Source organism: Micromonospora sp. AP08 (genome assembly GCF_008085935.1).
GTDB classification, from domain to species: Bacteria; Actinomycetota; Actinomycetes; order Mycobacteriales; family Micromonosporaceae; genus Micromonospora; species Micromonospora chersina.
The window spans coordinates 211,078-236,805 of sequence record NZ_VSEZ01000010.1; the positions used below are offsets into that span (position 1 = coordinate 211,078).

A 25,728-nucleotide genomic window follows, 5' to 3' on the forward strand; every position below is an offset into this window, starting at 1 on the left:
GGAGGGCCGATGACTGTGCGGAACTGGGAGCTGGTGGGCGCGCCGAACGCCCGTGACCTGGGCGGGTTGCCCACCACCGACGGTCGGCGGGTACGCGCCGGCCGGCTCATCCGCACCGCCGCGCTCGGGCGGCTCGCCGACGAGGACCTGCCGGTGCTGGGCAAGCTGGCCCCGGCCTGCGTGGTGGACCTGCGGCACGCCACCGAGCAGGCGGTGGCCCCGCCGGACCGCCTGGTCGGCGAGCCCCGGGTGGTGCACCTGCCGGTGTACGACGCGGCCCACCCGGTGTTCACCTACGTCTCGGCGGTGCTGCTCGGCCACGACCTGAACGCGTACGAGGAGTTGGCCCGGGAGGGCATGCCGGGGGCGATGGCGGCGATCTACCGCTGGTTCGTCACCGGCGAGTCGGCGCGGGAGGGCTTCGGGGCGGCGGTGCGGCTGGCCGCCGACGCGGCGAGCCTGCCGCTGCTGTTCCACTGCTCGGCCGGCAAGGACCGCACCGGCTGGCTGTCGGTGGTGCTGCTGACCGCGCTCGGCGTGGAGGAGCCGGCGATCCGGGCCGACTACCTGCGGCACAACGAGCTGACGGAGAGCCTGCGCGAGGTGCTGCTGGCCGCCATGACCCGCCGCCGGCCGGACCTGGACCCGACCGTCGCCCGGCCGCTGCTGGAGGTGCGGCCGGAGTACCTGGACGCCGCCTACGAGGAGGTGCGCCGGGTGCACGGCTCGTTCGACGCGTACCTGCGCGACGGCCTGGGGGTGACCGACGGGACCCTCGCGGCGCTGCGGGCGAACCTGCTGGAGTGAGCGGTCACCCGGCCAGGTCGTGCCGGGCCGCCCAGACCTGCGCGGAGACGTGCGCGATGAGGCGGCAGGCGTCGTCCTCGACCTCCTCGCCGCTCGGGCCGCCGTCGGCCAGGTCGGTGGTGGTGCAGACGACGACGGCGTAGGGCGGCGCGTCGGTGGGGAAGACCACCCCGGCGCCGTGCCGGACGCCGCGTACCCAGCCGTTCTTGTGCGCGATCCGGGTGCCCTCGGGCAGCCCGGCGGCGAGGTCCTCGCGGTGTTCCTGGGCGAACAGCACGTCCAGCATGGCCGCGCAGCCGGCCGGCGAGGCGAGCGGGCCGGGCCGGGTCGCGCCGAGCGCCAGCCCGCCGAGCAGGGCGGCCAGGTCGGCGGCGGTCACCAGATTGTCGATGCCGGCGTCCCGGGCCGCGAAGTCCTCGATGCCCCGGCCGGTGACGCTGTGCCGGGCGCCGGCGAGCGTCCACGCCTCGGCCACGGCGGGCAGCCCGACCTGGCCGATGCAGATGTTGGTGGCCAGGTTGCTGGAGCGGACGATCATCCGTTCGGCGAGCCAGCGCAGTGGCGCCTCGCCGCCCACCCGCGCCCAGACGTCGTCGTCGTTGTCGTAGTGCTGGGCGTTGGCGAACCGGGGCGCGCCGGGCAGGGCGGAGTCGAACGCGTTGTGCACCGGGATCGGGGCGTCCAGGTCGAGCCGGCCGGCCTCGGCGGCGCGGTGCAGCGCCACCAGCACGGCGACCTTCATGGTGCTGGCCGCGTAGTGGGGGGCGTCGGCCTCGCGGGTCCAGGTGGGCGGGGCGTCCAGCCGCCCCACGTACGCCGAGACGGTGCCGGGAACCTTGTCCAGGTGCGCGTCGAGTTCCTCCCACGTCATGCCGGTGACCGTAGCGGATCTTCGCGGCGCACGGGGCTGCGGTCCGGCCGGCGCCGGGTCTAGCGTGCGGGGATGACGACCGCCGCGTACGACGCCATCGCCGACTGGTACGACGAGTACGTCACGACCACGGCCACCGACTACAGCGAGCGGGTCCGGTCGGTGCTGGCCGAGCTGCTCGGCCCGGGTTCCGGGCGCTGCCTCGACCTGTGCTGCGGCACCGGGGCGCACGCCGCCGAGCTGCGCCGGCTGGGGTGGCGGCCGGTCGGGGTGGACCTGTCGGCGGGGCAGCTGCGCCATGCCGGGGCGCGGCTCCCGGTGGCCCGGGCCGACGCCACCGCGCTGCCCCTGCCGGCCGGCGCCGTGCCGGCCGTGGCCTGCGTGCTGGCCCACACGGACATGCCGGACTACCCGGCGGCGATCGCCGAGGCGGCCCGGGTGCTGGCCCCGGGCGGGCGGCTGGTCCACGTCGGCGTGCACCCGTGTTTCGTCGGGGCGTTCGCCGACCGCTCGGAGTCGGGCCGGGCCGTGATCGACGGCGGGTACGCCGAGCGGGAGCACAGCTTCCGGTCCTGGAACACGGTCGGCGTGCGGGCCCGGGTCGGCGCCTGGCACCTGCCGCTGGCCGACCTGCTCAACGCGGTCACCGCCGCCGGCCTGACGCTGACCGCCGTCCGCGAGTCCGGCTCCGGCCCGATCCCCGACGTGCTGGCCTTCCAGGCCACCAAACCCTGACCCCGCCCGCTCCCCTCACGCGGTTGATCATGAGGTTGGCGGCGATGTCGATCTCCGAAATTGCCGCCAACCTCATGATCGCCGGGGGGGCGGGCCAGGCCGCGCAGGGCCGGGCCGGGCAGGGCGGGACAGGTGGGCGGAGACGGCGGAGCCCGGGCCGCCGATGGGCGGCCCGGGCTCCGGACGGGTTACCGGATCAGCCGGCGTGCTTGCGGCGGGCGGCCATCCGGCCGCGCTGGGTCTGGTCCAGCACCACCTTGCGGATCCGCACCGCGGCCGGGGTCACCTCGACGCACTCGTCCTCGCGGCAGAACTCGAGGGCCTGCTCCAGCGACAGCTTGCGCGGCGGGATCAGCTTCTCGGTCTCGTCCGCGGTCGACGACCGCATGTTGGTGAGCTTCTTCTCCTTGGTGATGTTGACGTCCATGTCGTCGGAGCGGGAGTTCTCGCCGACGATCATGCCCTCGTACACCTCGGTGCCCGGCTCGACGAAGAGCTGGCCGCGCTCCTGGAGGTTGGTCATGGCGAACGCGGTGACCGAGCCGGAGCGGTCGGCGACCAGCGAGCCGTTGTTGCGGGTGCGCAGCTCGCCGAACCACGGCTCGTAGGACTCGAAGACGTGGTGCAGGATGCCGGTGCCGCGGGTCTCGGTGAGGAACTCGGTGCGGAAGCCGATGAGGCCGCGCGCCGGGACCAGCCACTCCATCCGGATCCAGCCGGTGCCGTGGTTGACCAGCTGCTCCATCCGGCCCTTGCGGGTGGCGAGGAGCTGGGTGATCGCGCCCAGGTACTCCTCCGGGGCGTCGATGGTCAGCCGCTCGACCGGCTCGCAGGTCTTGCCGTCGATCTCCTTGGTGACCACCTGCGGCTTGCCGACGGTCAGCTCGTAGGACTCGCGGCGCATCTGCTCGACGAGGATCGCCAGGGCCAGCTCACCGCGGCCCTGCACCTCCCAGGCGTCCGGCCGCTCGGTGGGCAGCACCCGCAGCGAGACGTTGCCGATGAGCTCCTTGTCCAGCCGGTCCTTGACCATGCGGGCGGTGACCTTGGCGCCCTTGACCCGGCCGACCAGCGGCGAGGTGTTGGTGCCGATGGTCATCGAGATGGCCGGCTCGTCGACGGTGATGAGCGGCAGCGGGACCGGGTTCTCGGCGTCGGCCAGGGTCTCGCCGATCATGATCTCCGGGATGCCGGCCACGGCGATGATGTCGCCCGGGCCGGCGCTGTCGGCCGGCTTGCGCTCCAGGCCCTCGGTCATGAGCAGCTCGGAGATGCGGACCCGCTGGCTGCTGCCGTCGGTGCGGCACCAGGTGACGGTCTGGCCCTTGCTGATGGTGCCCTGGCGGACCCGGCACAGCGCCAGCCGGCCGAGGAACGGCGAGGCGTCGAGGTTGGTGACGTGCGCCTGGAGCGGCGCGTCCTCCTCGTACGCGGGAGCCGGGATGGTGTCCAGCAGGGTGCGGAACAGCGGCTCCAGGTTGTGGCTGTCGTCGGGCACCGAGCCGTCGGCCGGCTGGGTCAGCGAGGCGATGCCGTCGCGGGCGCAGGCGTAGACGATCGGGAAGTCGATCTGCTCCTCGTCGGCGTCCAGGTCGAGGAAGAGCTCGTAGGTGTCGTCCACGACCTCCTTGATCCGGGCGTCGGGGCGGTCCACCTTGTTGATCACCAGGATGATCGGCAGCCGGGCGCGCAGCGCCTTGCGGAGCACGAACCGGGTCTGCGGCAGCGGGCCCTCGCTGGCGTCGACCAGCAGCACCACACCGTCGACCATGGTGAGGCCGCGCTCGACCTCGCCGCCGAAGTCGGCGTGGCCCGGGGTGTCGATGATGTTGATCGTCACCGGCTCGGAGCCGTCCGCCGGCAGGTAGCGCACACCGGTGTTCTTGGCGAGGATGGTGATGCCCTTTTCCCGCTCGAGGTCCATCGAGTCCATGACCCGCTCGGTGTCCTCACCACGGGCGCCGTAGGCGCCGGCCTGCCGCAACATGGCGTCGACCAGGGTCGTCTTGCCGTGGTCGACGTGGGCGATGATGGCGACGTTGCGGAGGTCGGTGCGTAGCTGCATACCCTCCATACTCCTGTCTGCGGTTGCCGGGGCACGTCTCGGGGTCACCCCGAGATCGCCCGGATCTCTGCCGAAAGTGCTGTCCCGACCGTTCCAGCCACTGGCATGCTGGCTCCCGTGCGGGGGACCGGATGCCTGACCTGCTGAACTGGCTGCAGGGGCTGCCGCCCCTGCTGATCTACCTGGTCGCCGCGACGATCGTCGCGGGTGAGACCGCGGTGATCTTCGGACTGCTGGTGCCGGGAGAGGCGACCCTGTTGCTGGTCGGCTTCTTAGCCTACGCGGGGACGCTGCGGATTATTCCGGCGCTGCTGGCCATGACGGCGGCCGCCGTGATCGGAGACACACTCGCCTTCCGCGCCGGCCGGCGGTACGGGCCGAAACTGCGTGCCTCCGGCCTCGGTGCCCGGATCGGGCCGCACCGGTGGCGGCGCGCCGACTCGCTGCTCGACCGGCTCGGCGGCCGGGGCGTGCTGGCCGCCCGCTGGGTGGCCTTCGCCCGCACCCTGGCGCCCCGCCTGGCCGGGGCGGCCGGGCTGCCCTACCGGCGGTTCGCCCCGTGGAACGCGGCCGGGGTGGCGAGCTGGGTGGGGGCCTCCGTGCTGGCCGGCTACGCCGCCGGCGAGTCGTACGAGCGGGTGTCCCGGCTCCTGGGCCGGGCCACCGGTGCCGTGCTCGTGCTGCTGGTCTGCCTGATCGGGGTGGTGCTGGCCGGCCGCTGGCTGGGCCGCAACCCCGACCCGGTGCGGGCGCTGGCCGCCCGGGCCGCCGCCCTGCCCCCGCTGCGCTGGCTGCGCGCCCGCTACGGGGTCCTGTTCTTCCTGGTCGCCATGCGGTTCGGGCCGGCCGGCACGCTGCTGCTCAACCTCGGGGCCGGGCTGCTGCTGCTCTTCGCCGCCGGGCTGGCCGTCGCGGCGGTGCTGGAGGCGGTGGTCCGGCACAGCGGGCTGGGCGTGCTCGACGGGCTGGTCGCGGACTGGTTCGCCGCCCGGCGTACCCCCGGGGTGGTCGACCCGGCGCTGGCCGCGGTCTCGGTGCTGCGCGGCTGGGTGCTGATCGCCGCGGTGGCCCTGGTGGCGGCGGTGGTGGCCTGGCGGAACCGGCCCTGGCGGGCCGACCTGCTCAGCGTGCTCGGCACGGTCGGGGCGTTCGTGCCGCTCGTGGTGCTGGTGGCGGTCGCCGGCCTGACCGGGCCCGGCGGTCCCGACGGGGCCCCGGACCTGCTGCCCACCCAGAACGCGGTGGTCACGGCGAGCTTCGGCACCCTGGCGTGGCTGCTGTCCCGGGGCGCCCGCTGGCCGGTGGCGGTGGCGGTCTGGACGGGCGCGCTGGCCGGCGTGGTCACCGTCACCGGCGCGCGGCTCTACCTGGGCTGGAGCACCGCCAGCGGCACCGCCACGTCGGTGCTGCTCGGTGCGGCCTGGGTCACCGTGTTCGTGGTCGCCTGGGCCACCCGGGACCACGCGGTGAGCGGGGACGACCCGCCGCGCACGGGTGGACCGGCCACAGCGGACGGACCGCCCCGGCCGCGGGCCTCCCGGGCGGCCTCGCGGGTACCCCGCGGCCCCGTCGATCCCTGTTAGGGTGCGGCGGACGACCACGGGGGAGGTCAGATGCGTCGAGGAGTGGGCCGCTGGGCCACGGCGGCCGTCGCCGCGCTGCTGGCGGCGGGCGCGGTCACCGGGTGCGGCACCGAGGAGCCGACCCGCGAGGTGGCGGTGGAGGTGACCGGCGAGGTGCCCGTCGAGGCGCCCGCGGACGGCCCCGCCGACCTGCCCAGCGACGAGCCGCCGGCGGTCGCGGCCATGGGCGCCAAGCCCAGCGCCAAGCCGAGTCCGAGCGCGTCGCCGAAGCCGAAGCCCAAGCCGACCCGCACCACCACGGCGCCGCTCGCCACGCCGAAGCCGCCCACCGAGACGCAGGTGCCGCCGCCCCCGCCGAAGCCGGCGGCGAGCGGCTGTCAGCCCAGCTACCGGGGCACCCAGGCGACCCGCAGCCAGGTGAAGTCGGCGCTGTCCGATGCCGCGGCGCGGACCTACTGGCCCACCTCCGCGCCGGACATCAAGGTCCCGCTGACCCTCATGAAGGCGACCGCCTGGCAGGAGAGCGGCTGGCAGTCGAACATCGTGGCCTGCGACGGCGGCATCGGGCTGATGCAGGTCATGCCCGCCACCGCCGACTGGATGAACCAGCGGTTCGGCCAGTCGTACGACATCGACGACTACCAGGACAACGCCTACCTGGGCGGCACCTACCTGGCCTGGCTCACCAAGTACATCGGCGACATGTACTTCGAGTCGGACTACCGGCTGGACGCCGCGCTCTGCACCTCGGAGCTGAACTCCTGCCTGCTCAACGCGGTGATCGCGGCGTACAACTACGGGCACGGCGCGGTGGCGCGGGAGGGCGAGCCCCTGACCATCCCGAACCCGCAGTACGTGCGCAACGTGCGGGCGCTGATGACGGAGTGCGTCTGCCTCAGCTACTGAGCCGACGAGTGCGGGGCCCCGGCGGACGACCGCCGGGGCCCCGCCCGTGTCAGTCCCGCGCGCCGGCCGGCGCGACCGGCGCCGGCGACGGCTCCGCCGGGGCGTCGGGTTCGCGGGCGATCCGCCCCGGCCACCAGAACCGGTCACCCAGGCCGAACGCCAGCGCCGGCACCAGCACCGTGCGGACCAGCAGCGTGTCCAGCAGGACGCCGACGCAGACGATGATCCCGATCTGGGTGAGGGTGATCAGCGGCAGCACCCCGAGCACGGCGAAGACGGCCGCGAGCAGCACCCCCGCGCTGGTGATGACCCCACCGGTCACGCGCAGCGCGGACAGCATCCCGTCCCGGGTGCCGAGCCGGCGGGCGTCCTCGCGGGCCCGGGTGACCAGGAAGATGTTGTAGTCCACGCCGAGCGCCACCAGGAACACGAAGGCGAGCAGCAGCACCCCGCTGTCCAGCGCCGGGAAGTCCAGCACCCGGTCGAAGAGCAGCCAGGCCGCGCCGAGGCTGGCGAAGAACGAGGCGATGACCGTCAGCACCAGCAGCACCGGGGCCAGCAGGCCGCGCAGCAGCAGCACCAGCACCGCCCCGACCAGCAGCAGGATGATCGGCAGGATCAGCCACAGGTCCATCGTGTTCGCCCGGTCCGAGTCGTAGGTGGCGGCCACCGTGCCGCCGACCAGCGCGCCCTCGGGGGTGTCGGCGCCCGCGACCGTGGGCGGCGCGGAGTCCGGCACGGCGGCGACCGCGTCGCGCAGCGCCTCGACGGCGCGGTCCGAGGCGGCGGTGCCCGGCTCGGCCGCCAGCACCACGTCGACCTGGGCGACCCGGTCCCCGGCGGCGCCGGGGCGGGCCGAGGCGACGCCGTCGACCGCGCCGGCGGCGGCCAGCACGGCCGGGGCCGCGCCCGGGTTGGTGAGCACGGCGACCGGCTGGGTGGTGCCGGCCGGGAAGGCGCGGGCCAGGGTCTCCGCGCCGGCCACCGCCTCCGGCTTCGCCCGGAACTGCTCGGTCTCCGACAGGCCGGTGCGGATGCCCAGGCCGCCCAGGGCGAGGGCGGCGAGAAGCAGGGTGGCCAGCACCGCGACCGGCAGCGGCCGGCGGGCGACGGCGGCACCGAGCCGGCCCCAGAGCCGACCCTCCCGGGCGGTATCGCCGACGCGCGGGACGAACGGCCAGAACAGCCGGCGTCCGAAGAGCACCAGGACGGCGGGGAGCACGAACAGCGCGGACAGCATGGCGAAGACCACGCCGGTGGCGCAGGCCACCGCGAGCGCCCGGTTGGTCTCCTGCTCGGACAGCAGGAGCGTGAGTACGCCCAGCACCACGGTGGAGCCGCTGGCCAGGATCGGTTCCGCGGTCCGGCGCAGCGCCGCCCGCATGGCGGTGAACCGGTCCTCCTCACGGTGCAGTTCCTCCCGGTAGCGGGCGATCAGCAGCAGGGCGTAGTCGGTGGCGGCGCCGAAGACGAGCACGCTGGCGATGCCGGTGACCTGGCCCTCCTGGAGGTGGATGCCGAGCGCGGGCACGATCGTGTCGACCGCGCGCAGGGTGAGCTGCTCGGTGGCGGCCACGACCAGCAGCGGCACGATCCACAGGAACGGGCTGCGGTAGGTGATGAGCAGCAGCAGCGCCACGACGCCGGCGGTGACCGCGAGCAGGGTGATGTCGGCGCCGTCGAAGACCTTGGCGAGGTCGGTGGTGAACGCGGGCGCGCCGGTCACCTCGACGGTCAGCGGGTCGGGCAGGTCGGCCAGCGCCGCGCGCAGGCCGGCCACCTCGTCCACGACGGCCTCCTGGCCGTCGGCGGTGGACAGCGGCACGGCGACCAGCGCCACCGTGCCGTCGGGGGAGAACTGGGCCGGCGAGACCCGGCCGCCGGCGGCGAGCCGGCCCAGCGCGGCGGACACGCCGTCGAGGGCGGCACGGTCGGGCTCGGCCAGCGGGGCCCGGTCGGCGCGGCTGACCACCGCGACGGCCGGCTGCACGTCGCTGTTGGGGAGCTGGTCCTGGAGGCGTTCGACCTGCGTCGACTGCCACTCGACGGACAGGCCGGTGGCGGAGACGGGGGCGGGGTTGTCGGGGCGGGGGAGGCCGAAGACTACCGCGCCGACGACGAGTGCGGCGGCCACGGTGAGCCAGGCGGCGAGCCGGCCCCGGGCGACGCGGGTGAACGGTGACATCGGGAAGCCTCGCGAAATCTGGTTGATGATGAGTCTCGCTGACCGAGTATCTTGATAAGCGAGATTATCGGCAGAGGCTCTATGCTGCAACCGGACGCTTCGGACAGGGGGGTGGCGGCGAGACGTGGGAGCGCAGAGCATGTACCGGCGGCGGGACGACCGGCGCGGGCAGATGATCGCGGACATCACCAACGACCTGCGCCGCTACTCGACGGAGGCGCAGCACGTCGGGCACGCGTTCGCCGGCCTGCACGGGCTCAACGCCACCGACCTGCACGCGCTCATCGCGGTGATGGACGCCGAACTGGTCGGTGACCCGATCACCCCCGGGCGGCTGGGGGAGGTGCTCAACCTCTCCTCCGGCTCGGTGACCGCGCTCGTCGACCGCCTCGAACGGGGCGGGCACATCCGGCGCGACCGGGACACCGCCGACCGGCGCAAGGTGTTCCTGCGCTACGCCGACCGGGGCGCCAACCTGGCCCGCGACTTCTTCGGCCCGCTGGGCCGGCGCACCGACGACGTGATGGGCCGGTTCAGCGACGACGAACTGGCCGTCGTGCACCGGTTCATGGCCGAGATGGTGGTCTCGATGCGCGAGCACCGCGACGCCGTGCGCGCGGCCCGGGGCGAGCCGCGGCGCGGGGCGACGGAACGCGCCGCGGACTGAGCGTGCAGCGGCTGGTCACCCGGCTCGCCGCGGCGGCGCTGCGGCTGCCCGCCGCCCGGACCCGGCGGATCACCGTCACCCGGGACCTCCCGGTCCGGGTCCGCGACGGGGTGACCCTGCGCACCGACCACTACGCCCCGGACCTGCCCGGGGCGCCCTGCGTGCTGATCCGCACCCCGTACGGGCGGGGCGGCCCGGTCCGGCTGCTCGGCCGCCTCCTCGCCGAGCGCGGCTACCACGTGGTGATCCAGTCCTGCCGCGGCACGTACGGCTCCGGCGGCGAGTTCGCCCCGCTCGTGCACGAGCGCGACGACGGGCTGGACACCCTCGACTGGCTGCGCCGGCAGCCCTGGTGGACCGGCGCGTTCGGCATGTTCGGCGCCAGCTACCAGGGGTTCGTCCAGTGGGCGGTCGCCGCTGAGGCGGCCGACGAGCTACGCGCCATGGTCGCCGTGGTCACCGCCTCGGCCACCCGGGACTCGACGTACGCGGGGGAGTCGTTCGCCCTGGACACCGTGCTCACCTGGGCGGAGCTGCTGCAGGCGCAGACGGTGCCCTGGCTGGCCCGGCAGTGGGAGCTCAAGCGCGGGCAGCCCCGGCTCACCCGGGCGCTGGCCCACCTGCCGCTGGTCGAGGCGGACCGGGTCGCCACCGGGATGACCGTGCCGTTCTTCCAGGAGTGGCTGCACCACCACACGCCGGACGCCGACTACTGGCGTACCCGGATCTTCGGCGACCGCATCGCCGAGGTCCGCGCCCCGGTGGCGATGGTCAGCGGCTGGCAGGACATCTTCCTCCCCGCCCAGCTCGACGACTACGCCCGGCTCCGGGCGGCCGGCGCCCGCCCCCGGCTGACCGTCGGTCCGTGGACCCACGGCAGCCCCGGGCTGCTCGTGGCGGCCCTGCGCGAGGGGCTCGACTGGCTCGACGCGCACCTGGCCGGACGCCCGGGGCCGGGCCGCGCACCGGTCCGGGTGCACGTCGGCGGCGCCGGCGGCGGCTGGCGTGACCTGCCCGACTGGCCCCCGCCGGCCGAGCCGGTCCGCTGGCACCTGCACGCCGGCCAGGCGCTCGCCCCCGCGGCGCCGGCCGACTCCCCGCCCGACCGTTTCCGTTACGACCCGGCCGACCCCACGCCGTCGCTCGGTGGCCCGCTGCTGGTCGCCCAGCGCGCCGGCGCCGTGGACAACCGGCCGGTGGAGGCCCGGCCGGACGTGCTCACGTACACCAGCGCGCCGCTGGCCGGGGAGGTCGAGGTGGTCGGCCCGGTACGCGCGGAGATCCACGTCCGTAGCGAGCTGTCCTACCTGGACGTCTTCGTCCGGCTCTGCGACGTCGACCGGCGCGGGCGGTCCTGGAACGTCTGCGACGGCCTGGTCCGCGTCGCCCCCGGGCGCTTCCCGCGCGATCTGTCCGGTGTGGTCCGGGTGCCGGTCACCCTCTGGCCGGCCGCGCACCGCTTCGCGCCCGGGCACCGGCTCCGCGTGCAGGTCTCCGGCGGCGCCCACCCGCGCTACGCGCGGAACCCGGGCACCGGCGAGCCGCTCGGCACCGCCGTCACTCTTCGTGCTGGCTGGCGGGAGGTTTTGCACGATCCCGAGCATCCTTCCGCGCTGGTGCTGCCCGTCGTCCCACCGCCGCCCCATAGTTCCAGATAGTGCTCTGAGCTGGGCATTCACTTCCCTGCGTGGATATCCTCGGGACAAGTGCCCGGTGCCGTGCAGCTATCCGGCGGGGCGCGTCCCCGGATCAGGCGCCTTCACGCGTAGTGATTGTCGTGCCCCGTCGGCCACCGATCGGAGGGGATATCCCATGACGTCGGCTCCGGCGAACCTGTTGGCCGTCCGCAACCTGTTGCTCACCTACCTCAACGTCGACAAGGACACCGTACGGAGTCAGGACCTGGAGCCGGCCGAGGTCGGCATCGTCGGCGACGCCAACCACAGGGGCGGATACCACTGCGGATCCGACCGGGTGGTGCCCGACGACTACTCGGTGGTGGAGTCCACCCGGGACTCCTCGGGGCTCACCCTCGACGCGTCCGCCCTGGACGTCGGGTTGTTCACGGTCGCCTCCGGCGGCTCGACGCACGACCTGTTCACCTTCTCCGTCTGGTGCGTGGCGCAGTGCGTCGCCGGTGCGGCGGACACCCAGGACATCCGCGAGATCATCTACTCGCCGGACGGAAGCACCGTCCGCCGCTGGGACCGGCTGGGCAAGCGCACCTCGGGCGACAGCAGTCACCTGTTCCACACCCACTTCAGCTTCTTCCGCGACTCGACCAAGGCTGGTCGGGACCAGACCCCCCTGTTCCGCCGCTACCTGACCACCATCGGGCTCCTGGAGGACGAGATGAGCACCGAAGCCGAGAACCAGATCGCCAACCTCTACTCCGGGTTCTTCTACGGAGGGTCGAGCATGGGCCGCACCGTCGACCCGGACGGCGCGGGCCCCCGGACCGCGAGCAACAGCCTGGTGGCCAAGCTCGACTACCTGATGCTGCGGATGGACGCGCTCGCCGCGCAGCTCACGGCCCTGTCGAACAAGGACTTCACGGACGAGCAGCAGATCGTCAGCGGGGTGCTCGCCGGGCTGCCGCCGGAGAAGATCGCCGAGGCCATCCCGCCGCAGATCGCCCGGGACGTGGCCGACGAGCTGTCCCGGCGACTGACCGCCTGACCGGGCCCGGTCCCGCGGCGAGTGCCGCGCCGCGGCCCGGTCCGGGATGACGGAAATTCGGCAACAGGTATTGCGCAACACGTCTTGCGAATGTCAGGCTCTCCCCATGGAGAAGCCGACCGTCCGGCACGTCACCGACTCCCGCGTCCTGGCCGCGCTCGCCCATCCGCTGCGCCGCCGCCTCATGGACGTCCTCAAGGTGTACGGGCCGTGCCCCGTCGGCCTGCTCGCCGAGCGCACCGGTCAGGCCCCGGCCAACGTCAGCCATCACCTCAAGGTGCTGGCCGCCGCCGACCTGGTGCTGGAGGCGCCCGACCTGGCCCGGGACCGCCGCGAACGCTGGTGGCGACTGCGGGACCCGGCGGTGCGCTGGTCCAACATCGAGTTCGACGCGGACCCCGCCGCCCGCGCGGTGGCCGACGCGGCCAGCTCGCTGAACCTGGACCGGCACGTCGCCCTGGTCCGGGCCTGGCACGCCGCCCCCGACGAGGCCCACGCCGCCTGGGGCGACGGCCCGTTCAGCACCGACAAGTGGCTGCACCTGACCCCGGACGAGCTGGCCCAGCTCAGCCGCGAGGTCACCGAGCTGTTCGCCCGCTGGGCCGAGCGTCCCGCCCCCGACGACGGACAACGACGCGAGCCGGTCTTCCTGTTCGCGCACGGCGTCCCGGGCCAGCCGTGAGCGCGAGGAGTGAGCCGGGTTTGCGAGCCCCGCAGTCGCGAACGAACGAGGGCGGAGTGAGCGCGAGGAGTGAGCCGGGTCTGCGAGCCCCGCAGTCGCGAACGAACCTTGGCGCAGTGACCGCCCCGGTCCACACCGCCGACCCGGCCACCGCGTCCCGGCCGCCCGGGGGGCTGCTGCGGCACCGGGACTTCCGGCTGCTCTGGGCCGGGCAGACGGTCAGCGCCGTCGGCAGCAACGTGACCTCCGTGGCGCTGCCCCTGGTCGCGGTGGCCGTGCTCGACGCGACCACCTTCCAGGTGGCGGTGCTCACGGCCGCGGCCTGGCTGCCCTGGCTGCTGGCCGGCCTGCCCGCCGGTGCCTGGGTCGACCGGGTCCGCCGGCGCCCCGTGATGATCGCCGCGGACCTGGTCTCGGCGGTGCTGTTCGCCACCGTCCCGGTGGCCGCCCTGCTCGACCTGCTCACGATCGGTCAGCTCCTGGTCGTCGCCCTCGGCGCCGGCCTCGCCCGGGTGTTCTTCGAGACCGCCGACCAGGTCTACCTGCCCACCCTGCTGCGGCCCGAGCAGGTGCCGGAGGGCAACGCCAAGCTGCACGCCACGCAGACCGCCAGTTACCTCGTCGGGCCCGGGCTGGCCGGCCTGATCGCCCAGCTGGCCGGCGCGGTGACCGCGGTCCTGCTCGACGCGGTGAGCTTCCTGGTCTCCGCCGCGTGCCTGAGCCGCATCCGGGCCGTCGAGCCCCGGCCGGGTCGTCCCGCCGGGTCGCCCTCACTCCGCCGGGAGGTCGCCGACGGGCTGCGCTTCGTGGTCCGGGACCCGTACCTGCGGGTGCTCACGGTCTTCGGCGCGGCCAGCAACATCGGGCTCACCGGCTACCAGGCGCTGCTGGTGGTCTTCCTCGTCCGCTCCGCCGGCCTGCCGGCCGGGCTGGTCGGGCTCCTCATCGGACTGGCCAGCGTGGGCGGGCTCCTCGGGGCCGCCCTGGCCACCGGGCTCGCCCGGCGGCTCGGCTCGGCCCGCGCCCTGCTCGTGGCGGGAGCGCTCGCCGGCCCGCCGGCGCTGCTCATCCCGCTGGCCGGCCCGGGCGGCCGGGTGACCTGGTTGGTGCTGGGCGGCGCGCTGGTCAGCCTCGGCGTCGCGGTGGGCAACGTGGTGAAGGCCAGCTTCCGGCAGACGTACACCCCGCACCGGCTGCTCGGGCGGGTGACCGTGAGCATGCAGCTGCTGAACTACGGCACCATCCCACTCGCCGCCCTGCTGGCCGGGGCGCTGGGCGCCGCGTGGGGGCCGGGCGGGGCGATCCGGGCGATGACCGCCTGGCTCGCGCTGACCCCGCTCATCCTGCTGGCCGGGCCGCTGCGGCGGCGCCGTGACCTGCCGGCTGCCCCGGCATGAGAATGCGCTGCGGCGGCGGTCGGACCACCGACCGCCGCCACCGGCACGAAGCTAAATCGGACGGACGTTGTCCGCCTGCGGACCCTTCTGCCCCTGCGTCACCTCGAACTCGACCTTCTGGCCCTCGTTCAGCTCGCGGTAGCCGCTGGACTGAATGGCCGAGTAGTGGACGAACACGTCCGGACCTCCGCCGTCCTGCTCGATGAAGCCGAAGCCCTTTTCCGAGTTGAACCACTTGACCGTGCCGGTTGCCATGCGTCTCTCCCTGTTCAATGCGGGTGAGCACCGGTCGCGGCCGGTGATCGCCCATTACCTTCCCGACAGTAACCGCCCGAAGCGCGATCCGCTGGCGGAAGTGCCGGCGTGGTCCGCGAATACGCGCTCAGCGGGAAAATCCCTCCGGCCCGGGGCGGCGGGGGGCATGCTTGCCCCGGTGAGGACACAGACGCCGCTGGCCGACCTGGAACGGGAGATCACGGCGCCCGGCGACGGCCTGGACCGGCTGCGGCTGGTCGACGCGCCGTTCGTGCCGGAAGTGCGCCTGCACCTCGCCGAGGACGCCATCCTCTGGTGGGCCCGGATGGAGGCGGCGGCCGGCCGGTCGCTGCCGCCGCCGTACTGGGCCTCCGTCTGGGCCGGCGGGCAGGCGCTCGCCCGGCACCTGCTCGACCACCCCGAACTGGCCGCCGGGCGGCGGGTGCTCGACCTGGCCGCCGGATCCGGGCTGGTCGCCATCGCCGCCGCGCTCGCCGGCGCCGACCGGGTCGTCGCCAACGACGTCGACCCCTGGGCGGTGGCCGCCGTGACGGTCAACGCCCGGGCCAACCGGGTGACCGTCGCCGCCACCGGGGACGACCTGCTCGACAGCACCGCCAGCGCCGATCTCGTGCTGGCCGGGGACGTCCTCTACGACGCCAAGCTGGCCGCGCGCGTGCTGCCCTACCTGCAACGGGCCGCCGACCGTGGCGCGCAGGTGCTGGTCGGCGACCCCGACCGGGGACACCTGCCGCCGGACCGGCTGGAGCTGGTGGCGGCGTACCCGGTGCCCGTCACCGAGCCCTCGGTCGACTCCCCGGTCCGCCGGGTCCAGGTCCTCCGCCCCCGCTGACCTCTCAGGGATCATCCTGAGCCGCCCTAGGGGACCGGTGGGGGATCATGCCCGATGTGGTGGGTCGCCCCGGGGCCCTAGCGTACGGAGCATGACGGAACTGCTGGCCCAGGTCGGGCAGCTGCCCACCACCCTGCTGATGGGGATGCTGGGCATGGTCATGCTCGCCGACGCCGTACCCCTGCTCGGGGTGCTGGTGCCCGGCGACGCCGCGGTCCTCGCCGCGGTCGGCGCGGGCCGGCCGGCCACCGGCCTGGCCACCGTCGTGGCGGTGGTGGCCGGCTGCCTCGCCGGCTGGTCGCTGAGCTTCCTGGCCGGGCGGCGCTGGGGCGAGCGGCTGCGGCACAGCCGCCTGGGTGACTGGATCGGCGAGCCGCGCTGGGCCGCCGCCGAGGCGCTGCTGCGCCGCGGCGGCGGGCGGATGGTGCTGGTGGCGCCGTTCCTGCCGGTGTTCAACGCGCTGCTGCCGCTGGCCGCCGGCGGGCTGCGGATGTCCTACCGGCGGTTCGCGGCCTGCGCGGCGCTCGGCGCGACGCTCTGGGCCGGCCTCTACGTGGCCCTCGGCATCACGGCGCGGGCGCTGACCGGGCTGCTGCCCGGCGCCCTGAACCCGACCGTGCTCACCATGGCGGTCGGCCTGCTGCTCGCCGGCCCGGTGCTGCTCGGCACCCGGCACCGGCTGCGGGCGGTGACGGCGCGACCGCCGGCTGAGCAGGCCGGCCCGCCGCGCTCACCAGCCGCGGGCCCGCCACTGCGGCAGCGCGGGGCGCTCGGCGCCGAGCGTGCTGTCCTTGCCGTGACCCGGGTAGAACCAGGTCTCGTCGGGCAGCCGGTCGAAGAGCTTCCGCTCCACATCGTCGATGAGCTGGCCGAACCGCTCCGGGTCCTGCTCCGTGTTGCCGACCCCGCCGGGGAAGAGCGAGTCCCCGGTGAACAGGTGCGGCACGCCGGACGGGTCGCGGTAGAGCAGCGCGATCGAACCCGGGGTGTGCCCCTTGAGGTGGATCACCTCCAGCGCGCAGTCGCCGACCGGCACGGTGTCGCCCTCGCGCAGCGGCTCGGCGTCGATGGGCAGGCCCTCGGCGTCGTCGGCGTGCACCAGCGGGCGGGCCCCGGTCTTGGCGACCACCTCCTCCAGGGCGACCCAGTGGTCCATGTGCCGGTGGGTCGTGACGACCGCGGCCAGCCCGCCGTCGCCGATCAGGTCGAGCAGGCGGGGCGCCTCGTTCGCCGCGTCGATCAGCACCTGCTCGCCGGTCTCGCGGCAGCGCAGCAGGTAGGCGTTGTTGTCCATGGGGCCCACCGACACCTTGCTGATGGTGAGCCGGTCGAGCTCGCGCACGGCCGGCGCACCGCCGGGCGTGACGTCTCCGCTGTAGGTCATGACAGGGTTCAGATCCATTCCGGTGGAGTCGGCAGGGGACCGTCGGGAGTGACGGTGAGCACCTCGCCCGCGCTACGGCCGGTCAGCCAGGCGGCGAGTTCCGGCGCGGGGCCGGTGACCGTGGGCGCCCCCTCGGGATCACCCACGACGAGTTCGTGCCGGACGCCGTCGAAGCGCAGCACCATGGCCGGCGCCGCCGGGTTGCCGGCCAGGCCGGCCGCCACCTCGTGCAGCAGCCGCTGGGCGAACGCGTCCGGCCAGTCGGCCGGCCGGTAGCCGGCACCCAGGTCGACGTGGTGCACCTCGACCTCGCGCAGCCGGCCCCAGACCAGCATCGCCGCCGGCCACGGACCGCGCCGGGTCTGCACGGTGGCGCCCCACGCCTCGACCGGCATCTCGGCGACCGCCACGGTGAACCGCTGCGCGCTGCGGCGCAGGTCGTCCATCAGGTCCGCCGGCCCCCGCCCGGCCCCGGCCTCGATGTCGGCGGACCGGGCCTCGGGGCTGGCGTACATCGGGATGTCCTCGCCCGTGCGGGCGGAGGTGAGCAGGTTCACGAACCCGTCGGCGTTGCGGGCCAGGTGGGTCAGGACGTGGGCGCGGGTCCAGCCCGGCAGCAGGGACGGCGCGGCGACGTCGTCGGCGCCCAGGGCGGCCACGGTACGCAGCAGCCGCGCGGTCGCCGCGTCCAGCTCGCCGGTCAGCAGGAGGGGATCGCTCGTCACGCCTTGGACCCTAGCGGTACGTCGCCGCCGCGTCGCCGCGGAAATCGCTTTCGGCGCGTCGGCGCGACCCCTACCGTCTGGGCCGACGGCTGCACGTCACGGCGCGGCGTCAGACCCGCCGGGCCGACGCCGTCGCAGGACGCGGGCACCGGGAGTCGGAGCGGAGGTGGTGAGCATGCCGGTCGCAGCACGCGTGTTCCGCCACGAACCCCCTCGACACCGATAGGGACATCATGACCATCGATCTGACCGCCCTCGGCTGGGACGCCGACCGGGCGGCGTACCCGAATCCACGCGGCGACCGCCGACCGGGCCGGGTGGCCCGCGTCGACCGCGGCGTCTGCACCGTGCTCCGCCCCGAGGGGCCCGTCCGGGCCACCCTGGGCGGCGCGGTGCTGGCCGCCGCGGCCCGCGACCTGACCGCGCTGCCCTGCGCCGGCGACTGGGTGCTGCTGGCCACCTGGCCGGACGGGCCGGTCACGGTGGAGACCGTGCTGCCCCGCCGCACCGCGCTCATCCGGCGCACCGCCGGCAAGGACGCCAGCGGGCAGGTGCTGGCCGCCAACCTCGACGCCGCCGCGGTGGTCGAGCCGGTGCACCCCGCGCCGGACGCCGCCCGCATCGAGCGGCTGCTCTCCCTGGCACACGAGTCCGGCGCCGAGCCGCTCGTCGTGCTCACCAAGGCCGACCTGGCCCCCGACCCGGCGGCGGTGGCCCGGCAGCTCGCCGCCCTGGCGCCCGGGGTGCCGGTGCTGCCGGTCAGCGCCGAACGCGGCGCCGGGCTGGAGCCGCTGCGCCGGTACGTCGCGCCGGGGCGCACCCTCGGCCTGCTCGGGCCCTCCGGCGCGGGCAAGTCGAGCCTGGTCAACGCCCTGGCCGGGGCCGACGTGATGCGCACCCAGGCGATCCGGCGGTCCGACGGCAAGGGCCGGCACACCACCACGTGGCGGGCGCTCGTGCCGATCCCCGGCGGGGGAGCGGTGCTGGACACCCCCGGCGTGCGGGCGGTGGGCCTGCTGGACGGCTCGGCCGGCCTCGACCTGGCGTTCGCCGACATCGCCGAGCTCGCCGCCGGCTGCCGGTACGCCGACTGCTCCCACGCGGCCGAGCCGGCCTGCGCGGTGCGGGCGGCGCTGGACAGCGGCGAGCTGCCCGTCCGGCGCTGGGAGAACTGGCGCCGGCTCCAGCGCGAGGTGGCGCACGAGAGCCGCCGCCGGGAGGTCCGGCTGGCCGCCGAGCGCCGGGGCGGCTGGCGCGGCGGCCGGCGGCGGACCGGGCGTCCGGCGGCCCCGCCCGGACCCGGGGCACTCTAGGGGTGTGCCGGGCGGTCGGGCGGGCTGCGTGGCTGCCCGCCCGACCGTGCTGAGCAGGGGGAATGTCCGCGCGACGGAACTTGTCATACCTCGGGGCTAGAGTTGCCGAGGCGTCTTCCCTGCGCCTCGACAACCCTCGAAAACCGCCCGGACCCCGCGTCGGGCGGACAGATCCGCCTCACATTCTTCTTCCGGGAGCACACGCACCGTGGCCGACCGACTGATCATCCGTGGCGCGCGCGAGCACAACCTGCGTGACGTCAGTCTCGACCTGCCCCGGGACGCCCTGATCGTCTTCACCGGGCTCTCCGGTTCGGGCAAGTCGAGCCTGGCGTTCGACACCATCTTCGCCGAGGGCCAGCGCCGCTACGTCGAGTCGCTGTCGTCGTACGCCCGGCAGTTCCTCGGCCAGATGGACAAGCCCGACGTCGACTTCATCGAGGGCCTCAGCCCCGCGGTCTCCATCGACCAGAAGTCCACCTCGCGCAACCCGCGCTCCACCGTCGGCACCATCACCGAGGTCTACGACTACCTCCGCCTGCTCTTCGCCCGCATCGGCGAGCCGCACTGCCCGATCTGCGGGGAGCGGATCTCCAAGCAGAGCCCGCAGCAGATCGTCGACCGGGTCCTCGCGATGGCCGAGGGCACCCGGTTCATGGTGCTCGCCCCGGTCGTGCGCGGCCGCAAGGGCGAATACGTCGACCTCTTCGCCGAACTCCAGGCCAAGGGCTACGCCCGGGCCCGGGTCGACGGCGTGGTGCACCCGCTGACCGAGCCGCCGAAGCTCAAGAAGCAGGAGAAGCACACCATCGAGGTGGTGATCGACCGGCTCAGCGTCAAGCCCAGCGCCAAGCAGCGGCTGACCGACTCGGTCGAGGCGGCGCTCGGCCTCTCCGGCGGCCTGGTGCTGCTCGACTTCGTCGACCTGGCCGAGGACGACCCGGCCCGGGAGCGGCGCTACTCCGAGCACCTGGCCTGCCCCAACGACCACCCCCTGGCCATCGAGGACCTGGAGCCCCGGGTCTTCTCCTTCAACGCGCCCTACGGCGCCTGCCCGGAGTGCACCGGCCTGGGCACCAAGAAGGAGGTCGACCCGGAGCTGGTCATCCCGGACCCGGAGCGCACCCTGCGCGAGGGCGCCATCCAGCCCTGGGCCACCGGGCACAACCTCGAATACTTCCTGCGCCTGCTGGAGGCGCTCGGCGAGGCCGAGCACTTCGACGTCGACACTCCGTGGCGGGCGCTGCCGTCCCGGGCGCAGAAGACGATCCTGCACGGCTCCGACGACCAGGTGCACGTCCGCTACCGCAACAAGTACGGCCGCGAGCGCTCCTACTACACCGGCTTCGAGGGCGTGGTGCAGTGGATCGAGCGCCGGCACACCGACACCGAGTCGGAGTGGTCGCGGGACAAGTACGAGGGCTACATGCGGGACGTGCCCTGCGCGGCCTGCGGCGGCACCCGGCTCAAGCCGGAGGTGCTCGCGGTCACCCTGGCCGGCAAGAGCATCGCCGAGGTCTGCAACCTCTCCGTGGGCGAGGCCGCCGACCTGCTCGCCGGCATCGAGCTGACCGACCGGCAGAAGATGATCGCCGAGCGGGTGCTCAAGGAGATCAACGCCCGGCTGAAGTTCCTCCTCGACGTCGGGCTCGACTACCTCTCCCTGGACCGCCCGGCCGGCACCCTCTCCGGCGGCGAGGCGCAGCGCATCCGGCTCGCCACCCAGATCGGCTCCGGCCTGGTCGGCGTGCTCTACGTGCTGGACGAGCCCTCCATCGGCCTGCACCAGCGCGACAACCACCGGCTGATCGAGACCCTGCTGCGACTGCGCGGGCTGGGCAACACCCTGATCGTGGTCGAGCACGACGAGGACACCATCCGCGTCGCCGACTGGATCGTCGACATCGGGCCCGGGGCCGGCGAGCACGGCGGCAAGATCGTGCACAGCGGGTCGGTGCCGGCCCTGCTGGAGAACGAGGAGTCGGTCACCGGGGCGTACCTGTCGGGGCGCAAGTCGATCCCCACGCCGGCCCTGCGCCGGCCGCAGACCCCCGGCCGCGAGCTGGTGGTGCACGGGGCGCGCGAGCACAACCTGCGCAACCTGACCGTCGGCTTCCCGCTCGGCCAGCTCATCGCGGTCACCGGGGTCAGCGGCTCCGGCAAGTCGACGCTGGTCAACGACATCCTGCACGCCGTGCTGGCCAACCAGATCAACGGCGCCCGGCTGGTCCCCGGCCGGCACACCCGGGTCACCGGGCTGGAGCACGTCGACAAGGTGGTCGGCGTCGACCAGTCGCCCATCGGGCGGACCCCGCGCTCCAACCCGGCCACCTACACCGGGGTCTGGGACCACATCCGCAAGCTCTTCGCCGAGACCACCGAGGCCAAGGTCCGGGGGTACGGGCCGGGCCGGTTCTCGTTCAACGTCAAGGGCGGCCGCTGCGAGGCGTGCTCCGGCGACGGCACCATCAAGATCGAGATGAACTTCCTCCCGGACGTCTACGTCCCCTGCGAGGTCTGCAAGGGCGCCCGCTACAACCGGGAGACCCTGGAGGTGCACTACAAGGGCAGGACGGTCGCCGAGGTCCTGGACATGCCGATCGAGGAGGCGGCCGAGTTCTTCTCCGCCATCCCGGCCATCCACCGGCACCTCAAGACCCTTGTCGACGTCGGCCTCGGCTACGTGCGTCTCGGCCAACCCGCGCCGACGCTGTCCGGCGGGGAGGCGCAGCGCGTGAAGCTCGCCTCCGAGTTGCAGAAGCGCTCCACCGGCCGCACGGTCTACGTGCTCGACGAGCCCACCACGGGCCTGCACTTCGAGGACATCCGCAAGCTGCTCATGGTGCTCGAGGGCCTGGTCGAGAAGGGCAACACCGTGATCACCATCGAGCACAACCTCGACGTGATCAAGTCCGCCGACTGGATCATCGACATGGGCCCCGAGGGCGGGCACCGGGGCGGCACGGTGCTCGCCACCGGCACGCCGGAAGAGGTCGCCGAGGTGCCGGAGAGCCACACCGGGCAGTTCCTGCGGCCGATCCTCAAGCTCGACGGCGCGGCCAAGGGCGCCAAGGCGGCCACCACCCGGGCGGCGAAGGCCAACGGCAGCGCGGTGAAGTCGCGCACCCGCAAGGTGCCGGCCGGGGCGCGCTGAACCAGGCGTACGACGGGCGGGCCGGGGCGACCCGGTCCGCCCGTTGTCTGTCCAGATATCCGATTGGTGACGCGCCAGTATGAACCCTGCGGCACCCTGGTCCGTGTTTCGAAGAGTGGCCACGGATCATGACGGGGTGGCGACAGGCGAGAGGGAGGCCGGACATGAGTGATGATCAGGTGCTGACCGGGCCGGGTACGCAGACGCGCCGCGCCCTGCTCGCGGGCGCCGGCGCGGTCGGCGCGGCCGTGGTGCTGGCGGGCTGCGGCGGCGACGACGAATCCGGCTCCGGAGCCCCGGCGCCGACCAGCGGTGGCCCGGGCGCGACCGGCGCGGGCGACGCCGAGGGCGGCAACCGGGACAGCACCGGTCCGCTCGCCCGGACCACCGACATCCCGGTCGGCGGCGGGGCGGTCTTCGCCAGCAAGGGCGTCGTGATCACCCAGCCCGAGGCCGGCCAGTTCAAGGCCTTCGACCCGATCTGCACCCACCAGGGCTGCCCGGTGTCGAACGTCGACGGCGGCACCATCAACTGCACCTGCCACAACAGCCGGTTCTCGATCACCGACGGCTCGGTGAAGCAGGGCCCGGCCACCAAGCCGCTCGCGCCGAAGAACATCAAGGTCACCGGCGAGCAGATCACCCTGGCCTGACCGTCCCGGCGCGTGTGTCCCCCGCCCCACCCGGTGGCGGGGGACGCGCGGCGACGGCCGGGTGTCGGGGGTGCGGACTAGGCTTGGCGCGTGGCTGACCCCTCGACCTACCGTCCCGCACCTGGCACCATCCCGGAGTCGCCAGGGGTCTACCGCTTCCGCGACGGCACCGGCCGGGTGATCTACGTCGGCAAGGCGCGCAACCTGCGCAGCCGGCTCAACTCCTACTTCGCCGACCCGGTCAACCTGCACCAGCGCACCCGGCAGATGGTCTTCACCGCCGAGTCGGTGGACTGGATCACCGTCGCCACCGAGGTCGAGGCGCTCCAGCAGGAATACACCTGGATCAAGCAGTACGACCCCCGGTTCAACGTCCGCTACCGCGACGACAAGTCCTACCCCTACCTGGCGGTCACCCTCGACGAGGAATACCCGCGGCTCCAGGTGATGCGCGGCGCGAAGCGCAAGGGGGTGCGCTACTTCGGGCCGTACTCGCACGCCTGGGCCATCCGCGAGACGCTGGACCTGCTGCTCCGCGTCTTCCCGGCACGGACCTGCTCCTCCGGCGTGTTCAAGCGGGCCGGCCAGGTCGGCCGGCCCTGCCTGCTCGGCTACATCGGCAAGTGCTCCGCGCCCTGCGTCGGCAGCGTCACGGCCGAGGGGCACCGGGAGATTGTCAACGGCTTCTGCGACTTCATGGCGGGCCGCACCGACACCATGGTCCGCCGGCTCGAGAAGGAGATGCTGGAGGCCAGCGAGCAGCTCGAGTTCGAGCGGGCCGCGCGGCTGCGCGACGACGTGGCGGCGCTGCGCCGGGCCATGGAGAAGCAGACCGTGGTGCTCGGCGACGGCACCGACGCCGACGTGGTGGCCTTCGCCGACGACCCTCTGGAGGCCGCGGTCCAGGTCTTCCACGTCCGCGACGGTCGGGTCCGCGGCCAGCGCGGCTGGGTGGTGGAGAAGACCGAGGAGCTGACCACCGGCGACCTGGTGCACCACTTCTGCACCCAGGTCTACGGCGGCGAGCAGGGCGAGGCCGACGTCCCGCGTGAGCTGCTCGTCCCCGAGCTGCCCGGCGACGTCGACGCGCTCGCCGACTGGCTCTCGGCCCGGCGGGGCAGCCGGGTGTCGCTGCGGGTGCCGCAGCGCGGCGACAAGCGGTCGCTGCTGGAGACCGTCGAGCGCAACGCCAAGGACGCGCTGGCCCGGCACAAGCTCAAGCGCGCCGGCGATCTCACCACCCGCAGCCAGGCCCTCGACGAGATCGCCGACGCGCTCGGCATGCGCACCTCCCCGCTGCGCATCGAGTGCTTCGACGTCTCCCAGATCCAGGGCACCGACGTGGTGGCCAGCATGGTCGTCTTCGAGGACGGCCTGCCCCGCAAGAGCGAGTACCGGCGGTTCATCGTGCGGGGCGCCACCGACGACCTCTCCGCGATGTCCGAGGTGCTGCGCCGTCGCTTCGCCCGCTACCTCGACGCCCGCGCCGAGACCGGTGAGATCGGCGAGGAGACCGCGGGCGACCCGGACCGGCCCGGCATCGACCCGACCACCGGGCGGCCGCGGAAGTTCGCCTACCCGCCGCAGCTCGTCGTGGTCGACGGCGGCCCGCCGCAGGTGGCGGCCGCCGCGCAGGCCCTCGCCGAGTTGGGCATCGACGACGTGGCGCTCTGTGGGCTGGCCAAGCGGCTGGAGGAGGTCTGGCTGCCCGACGACGAGTTCCCGGTCATCCTCCCGCGCACCTCCGAGGCGCTCTACCTGCTCCAGCGGGTACGCGACGAGGCGCACCGCTTCGCCATCACCTTCCACCGCCAGCGGCGCTCCAAGCGGATGACCGAGTCGGCGCTGGACAACATCCCCGGCCTCGGCGAGGTACGCCGCAAGGCGCTTCTGCGGCACTTCGGCTCGTTGAAGCGGCTGTCCGCAGCCACCGTGGAGGAGATCACCGAGGTGCCCGGGGTGGGCAAGCGGACGGCCGAGGCGATCCTGGCCGCCCTCGACGAAGGCGCCCAACGCGCCCCGAGCACCTGACCGCATCACCGTCGGCCCAGCCGTGTTGATCAAGAGGTTTGCGTCAGCTCCAAGTCCGCCGCCGACGCAAACTCCTTGATCGACGGGCGGGGGAGAGCCTGGCAGCCCATCCCGCTCAGGGTGGGCATGCCTGGTGCGGAACCAACGGGTCGCCTTCGCCCACGGGGTGGAACGCCATGGAGGTCTCCGCACCCCCGGAAACCTCCATAACGTTCCACCCACCACCACCCGACCCGAGCGCCCGTCGGATCCCACCTGGGCGAGATGTCCGTTATGCGCATCCAAGCGACCGTCGGGCCCCTCCGCGCGGGCCTCGCCCCAACGCTGGTGTTGATCAAGAGGTTTGCGTCCGGGATTGGGCTGGAGCGCGACGCAAACTTCTTGATCAACCGCGGCTGGGCCGTCTGCAGGGCGCCCGTTCAGCCCTGCGGATCTTGGACACTTGTCGTTCGCCGCGAACGGCAACTAACTGTCGAAGATCTGGGACCGTCGGCTGCGTCGCCTGGGGTGCCTGTCCGGTTTGCGGTGACAGGTTCGGGGCGTGGTGTCTGGTTCGGGTGGGTGGTCGGGGCCACCGTCGGGGCGGAATGCTGGCGGGGGTGGGGTCGTTGTACATGGCAGACCGCGCAGGAGCCCGCCCCGTGCGAGTCCCGCCGGTCGGAATGACCGGCCCCGCCCGGTCGTTACACCCCCGGTACGACCGCACCACCGCGCCGGGCTGGCCGTGGGAATGACCTGCCGGCCCCGGTCGTTACATCCCCTGGACCGTGCACTACCGGTCCG

General features: G+C 73.9%; 20 protein-coding genes and 1 pseudogene. 15 read left to right on the forward strand and 6 right to left on the reverse strand.

Features of this window, described 5'->3' with window-relative positions:
- The first annotated feature begins 9 nt into the window (after window positions 1-9).
- A complete protein-coding gene (locus FXF50_RS19040; protein WP_148429695.1) occupies window positions 10-807 on the forward strand; it encodes a tyrosine-protein phosphatase in 798 nt (265 codons plus the stop codon).
- Window positions 808-811: 4 nt separating this feature from the next.
- On the opposite strand, the gene FXF50_RS19045 is transcribed toward FXF50_RS19040, so the two are convergent.
- Window positions 812-1,678 (reverse strand): serine hydrolase, encoded by an 867-nt coding sequence (locus FXF50_RS19045; protein ID WP_148429697.1) that lies wholly within the window; start codon window positions 1,676-1,678, stop codon window positions 812-814.
- Window positions 1,679-1,750: 72 nt separating this feature from the next.
- Between FXF50_RS19045 and FXF50_RS19050 the strand changes: the two genes are divergently transcribed.
- The gene (locus FXF50_RS19050) at window positions 1,751-2,413 is read left to right on the forward strand and encodes a class I SAM-dependent methyltransferase (protein WP_148429699.1); all 663 of its coding nucleotides are present in this window, start codon (window positions 1,751-1,753) and stop codon (window positions 2,411-2,413) included.
- A 196-nt stretch (window positions 2,414-2,609) separates the two neighbouring features.
- On the opposite strand, the gene typA is transcribed toward FXF50_RS19050, so the two are convergent.
- Entirely contained in the window at window positions 2,610-4,478 is a 1,869-nt protein-coding gene (gene typA / locus FXF50_RS19055) for a translational GTPase TypA (RefSeq protein WP_091320684.1), read from the reverse strand.
- Window positions 4,479-4,609: 131 nt separating this feature from the next.
- Here typA and FXF50_RS19060 point away from each other — a divergent pair, with 131 nt between their 5' ends.
- Both FXF50_RS19060 and FXF50_RS19065 read left to right on the forward strand, forming a co-directional pair.
- Window positions 4,610-6,061 carry a DedA family protein gene (locus FXF50_RS19060; RefSeq protein ID WP_148429700.1) on the forward strand — a complete coding sequence of 484 codons (1,452 nt, stop codon included), beginning with the start codon at window positions 4,610-4,612 and terminating at the stop codon, window positions 6,059-6,061.
- Window positions 6,062-6,091: 30 nt separating this feature from the next.
- On the forward strand, window positions 6,092-6,967 hold the full coding sequence (locus tag FXF50_RS19065) for a lytic transglycosylase domain-containing protein (protein WP_148429702.1): 876 nt from the start codon (window positions 6,092-6,094) through the stop codon (window positions 6,965-6,967).
- Window positions 6,968-7,016: 49 nt separating this feature from the next.
- Here FXF50_RS19065 and FXF50_RS19070 read toward each other — a convergent pair whose 3' ends face one another.
- Window positions 7,017-9,152 (reverse strand): MMPL family transporter, encoded by a 2,136-nt coding sequence (locus FXF50_RS19070; RefSeq protein WP_148429704.1) that lies wholly within the window; start codon window positions 9,150-9,152, stop codon window positions 7,017-7,019.
- Window positions 9,153-9,291: 139 nt separating this feature from the next.
- Here FXF50_RS19070 and FXF50_RS19075 point away from each other — a divergent pair, with 139 nt between their 5' ends.
- The 5 genes from FXF50_RS19075 to FXF50_RS19095 all read left to right on the forward strand — a co-directional run bounded on the left by FXF50_RS19075 (window position 9,292) and on the right by FXF50_RS19095 (window position 14,577).
- Window positions 9,292-9,819 carry a MarR family winged helix-turn-helix transcriptional regulator gene (locus FXF50_RS19075; protein ID WP_148429705.1) on the forward strand — a complete coding sequence of 176 codons (528 nt, stop codon included), beginning with the start codon at window positions 9,292-9,294 and terminating at the stop codon, window positions 9,817-9,819.
- A gap of 2 nt (window positions 9,820-9,821) precedes the next feature.
- The gene (locus FXF50_RS19080) at window positions 9,822-11,477 is read left to right on the forward strand and encodes a CocE/NonD family hydrolase (protein WP_148429708.1); all 1,656 of its coding nucleotides are present in this window, start codon (window positions 9,822-9,824) and stop codon (window positions 11,475-11,477) included.
- 154 nt (window positions 11,478-11,631) lie between these two features.
- Complete coding sequence (locus tag FXF50_RS19085; protein ID WP_148429710.1) at window positions 11,632-12,498, forward strand: hypothetical protein; 867 nt, start codon at window positions 11,632-11,634, stop codon at window positions 12,496-12,498.
- A gap of 106 nt (window positions 12,499-12,604) precedes the next feature.
- Window positions 12,605-13,180: a helix-turn-helix transcriptional regulator gene (locus tag FXF50_RS19090; protein ID WP_148429713.1), complete on the forward strand. Its 576-nt coding sequence runs from the start codon at window positions 12,605-12,607 to the stop codon at window positions 13,178-13,180.
- Between the two features lie 116 nt (window positions 13,181-13,296).
- A complete protein-coding gene (locus FXF50_RS19095; RefSeq protein WP_148429715.1) occupies window positions 13,297-14,577 on the forward strand; it encodes an MFS transporter in 1,281 nt (426 codons plus the stop codon).
- A 51-nt stretch (window positions 14,578-14,628) separates the two neighbouring features.
- Here FXF50_RS19095 and FXF50_RS19100 read toward each other — a convergent pair whose 3' ends face one another.
- Window positions 14,629-14,832: a cold-shock protein gene (locus FXF50_RS19100; RefSeq protein ID WP_091663412.1), complete on the reverse strand. Its 204-nt coding sequence runs from the start codon at window positions 14,830-14,832 to the stop codon at window positions 14,629-14,631.
- A 166-nt stretch (window positions 14,833-14,998) separates the two neighbouring features.
- On the opposite strand from FXF50_RS19100, the gene FXF50_RS19105 reads away from it, so the two are divergent.
- Together FXF50_RS19105 and FXF50_RS19110 are read left to right on the forward strand one after the other, a co-directional pair.
- Entirely contained in the window at window positions 14,999-15,685 is a 687-nt protein-coding gene (locus tag FXF50_RS19105; protein ID WP_148429716.1) for a methyltransferase, read from the forward strand.
- Window positions 15,686-15,776: 91 nt separating this feature from the next.
- Window positions 15,777-16,433, forward strand: a pseudogene (locus tag FXF50_RS19110) (DedA family protein); the annotation flags it as partial.
- Here FXF50_RS19110 and FXF50_RS19115 read toward each other — a convergent pair.
- Both FXF50_RS19115 and FXF50_RS19120 read right to left on the reverse strand, forming a co-directional pair.
- Window positions 16,416-17,069: an MBL fold metallo-hydrolase gene (locus FXF50_RS19115; RefSeq protein WP_148429717.1), complete on the reverse strand. Its 654-nt coding sequence runs from the start codon at window positions 17,067-17,069 to the stop codon at window positions 16,416-16,418. The pseudogene FXF50_RS19110 and the gene FXF50_RS19115 sit on opposite strands and share 18 nt — an antisense overlap.
- Window positions 17,070-17,077: 8 nt before the next feature.
- On the reverse strand, window positions 17,078-17,794 hold the full coding sequence (locus FXF50_RS19120) for a maleylpyruvate isomerase family mycothiol-dependent enzyme (RefSeq protein WP_148429718.1): 717 nt from the start codon (window positions 17,792-17,794) through the stop codon (window positions 17,078-17,080).
- Window positions 17,795-18,027: 233 nt separating this feature from the next.
- Between FXF50_RS19120 and rsgA the strand changes: the two genes are divergently transcribed.
- From rsgA to uvrC, 4 genes are all read left to right on the forward strand, one after another.
- Window positions 18,028-19,107, forward strand: coding sequence for a ribosome small subunit-dependent GTPase A (gene rsgA / locus FXF50_RS19125; RefSeq protein ID WP_148429719.1), 1,080 nt, complete (start codon window positions 18,028-18,030; stop codon window positions 19,105-19,107).
- Window positions 19,108-19,315: 208 nt separating this feature from the next.
- Entirely contained in the window at window positions 19,316-22,261 is a 2,946-nt protein-coding gene (gene uvrA, locus FXF50_RS19130; RefSeq protein ID WP_148429721.1) for an excinuclease ABC subunit UvrA, read from the forward strand.
- A gap of 164 nt (window positions 22,262-22,425) precedes the next feature.
- The gene (locus FXF50_RS19135) at window positions 22,426-22,914 is read left to right on the forward strand and encodes a Rieske (2Fe-2S) protein (RefSeq protein ID WP_148429724.1); all 489 of its coding nucleotides are present in this window, start codon (window positions 22,426-22,428) and stop codon (window positions 22,912-22,914) included.
- Between the two features lie 90 nt (window positions 22,915-23,004).
- Window positions 23,005-24,945: an excinuclease ABC subunit UvrC gene (gene uvrC / locus FXF50_RS19140; protein WP_148429727.1), complete on the forward strand. Its 1,941-nt coding sequence runs from the start codon at window positions 23,005-23,007 to the stop codon at window positions 24,943-24,945.
- Window positions 24,946-25,728 lie beyond the last annotated feature (783 nt).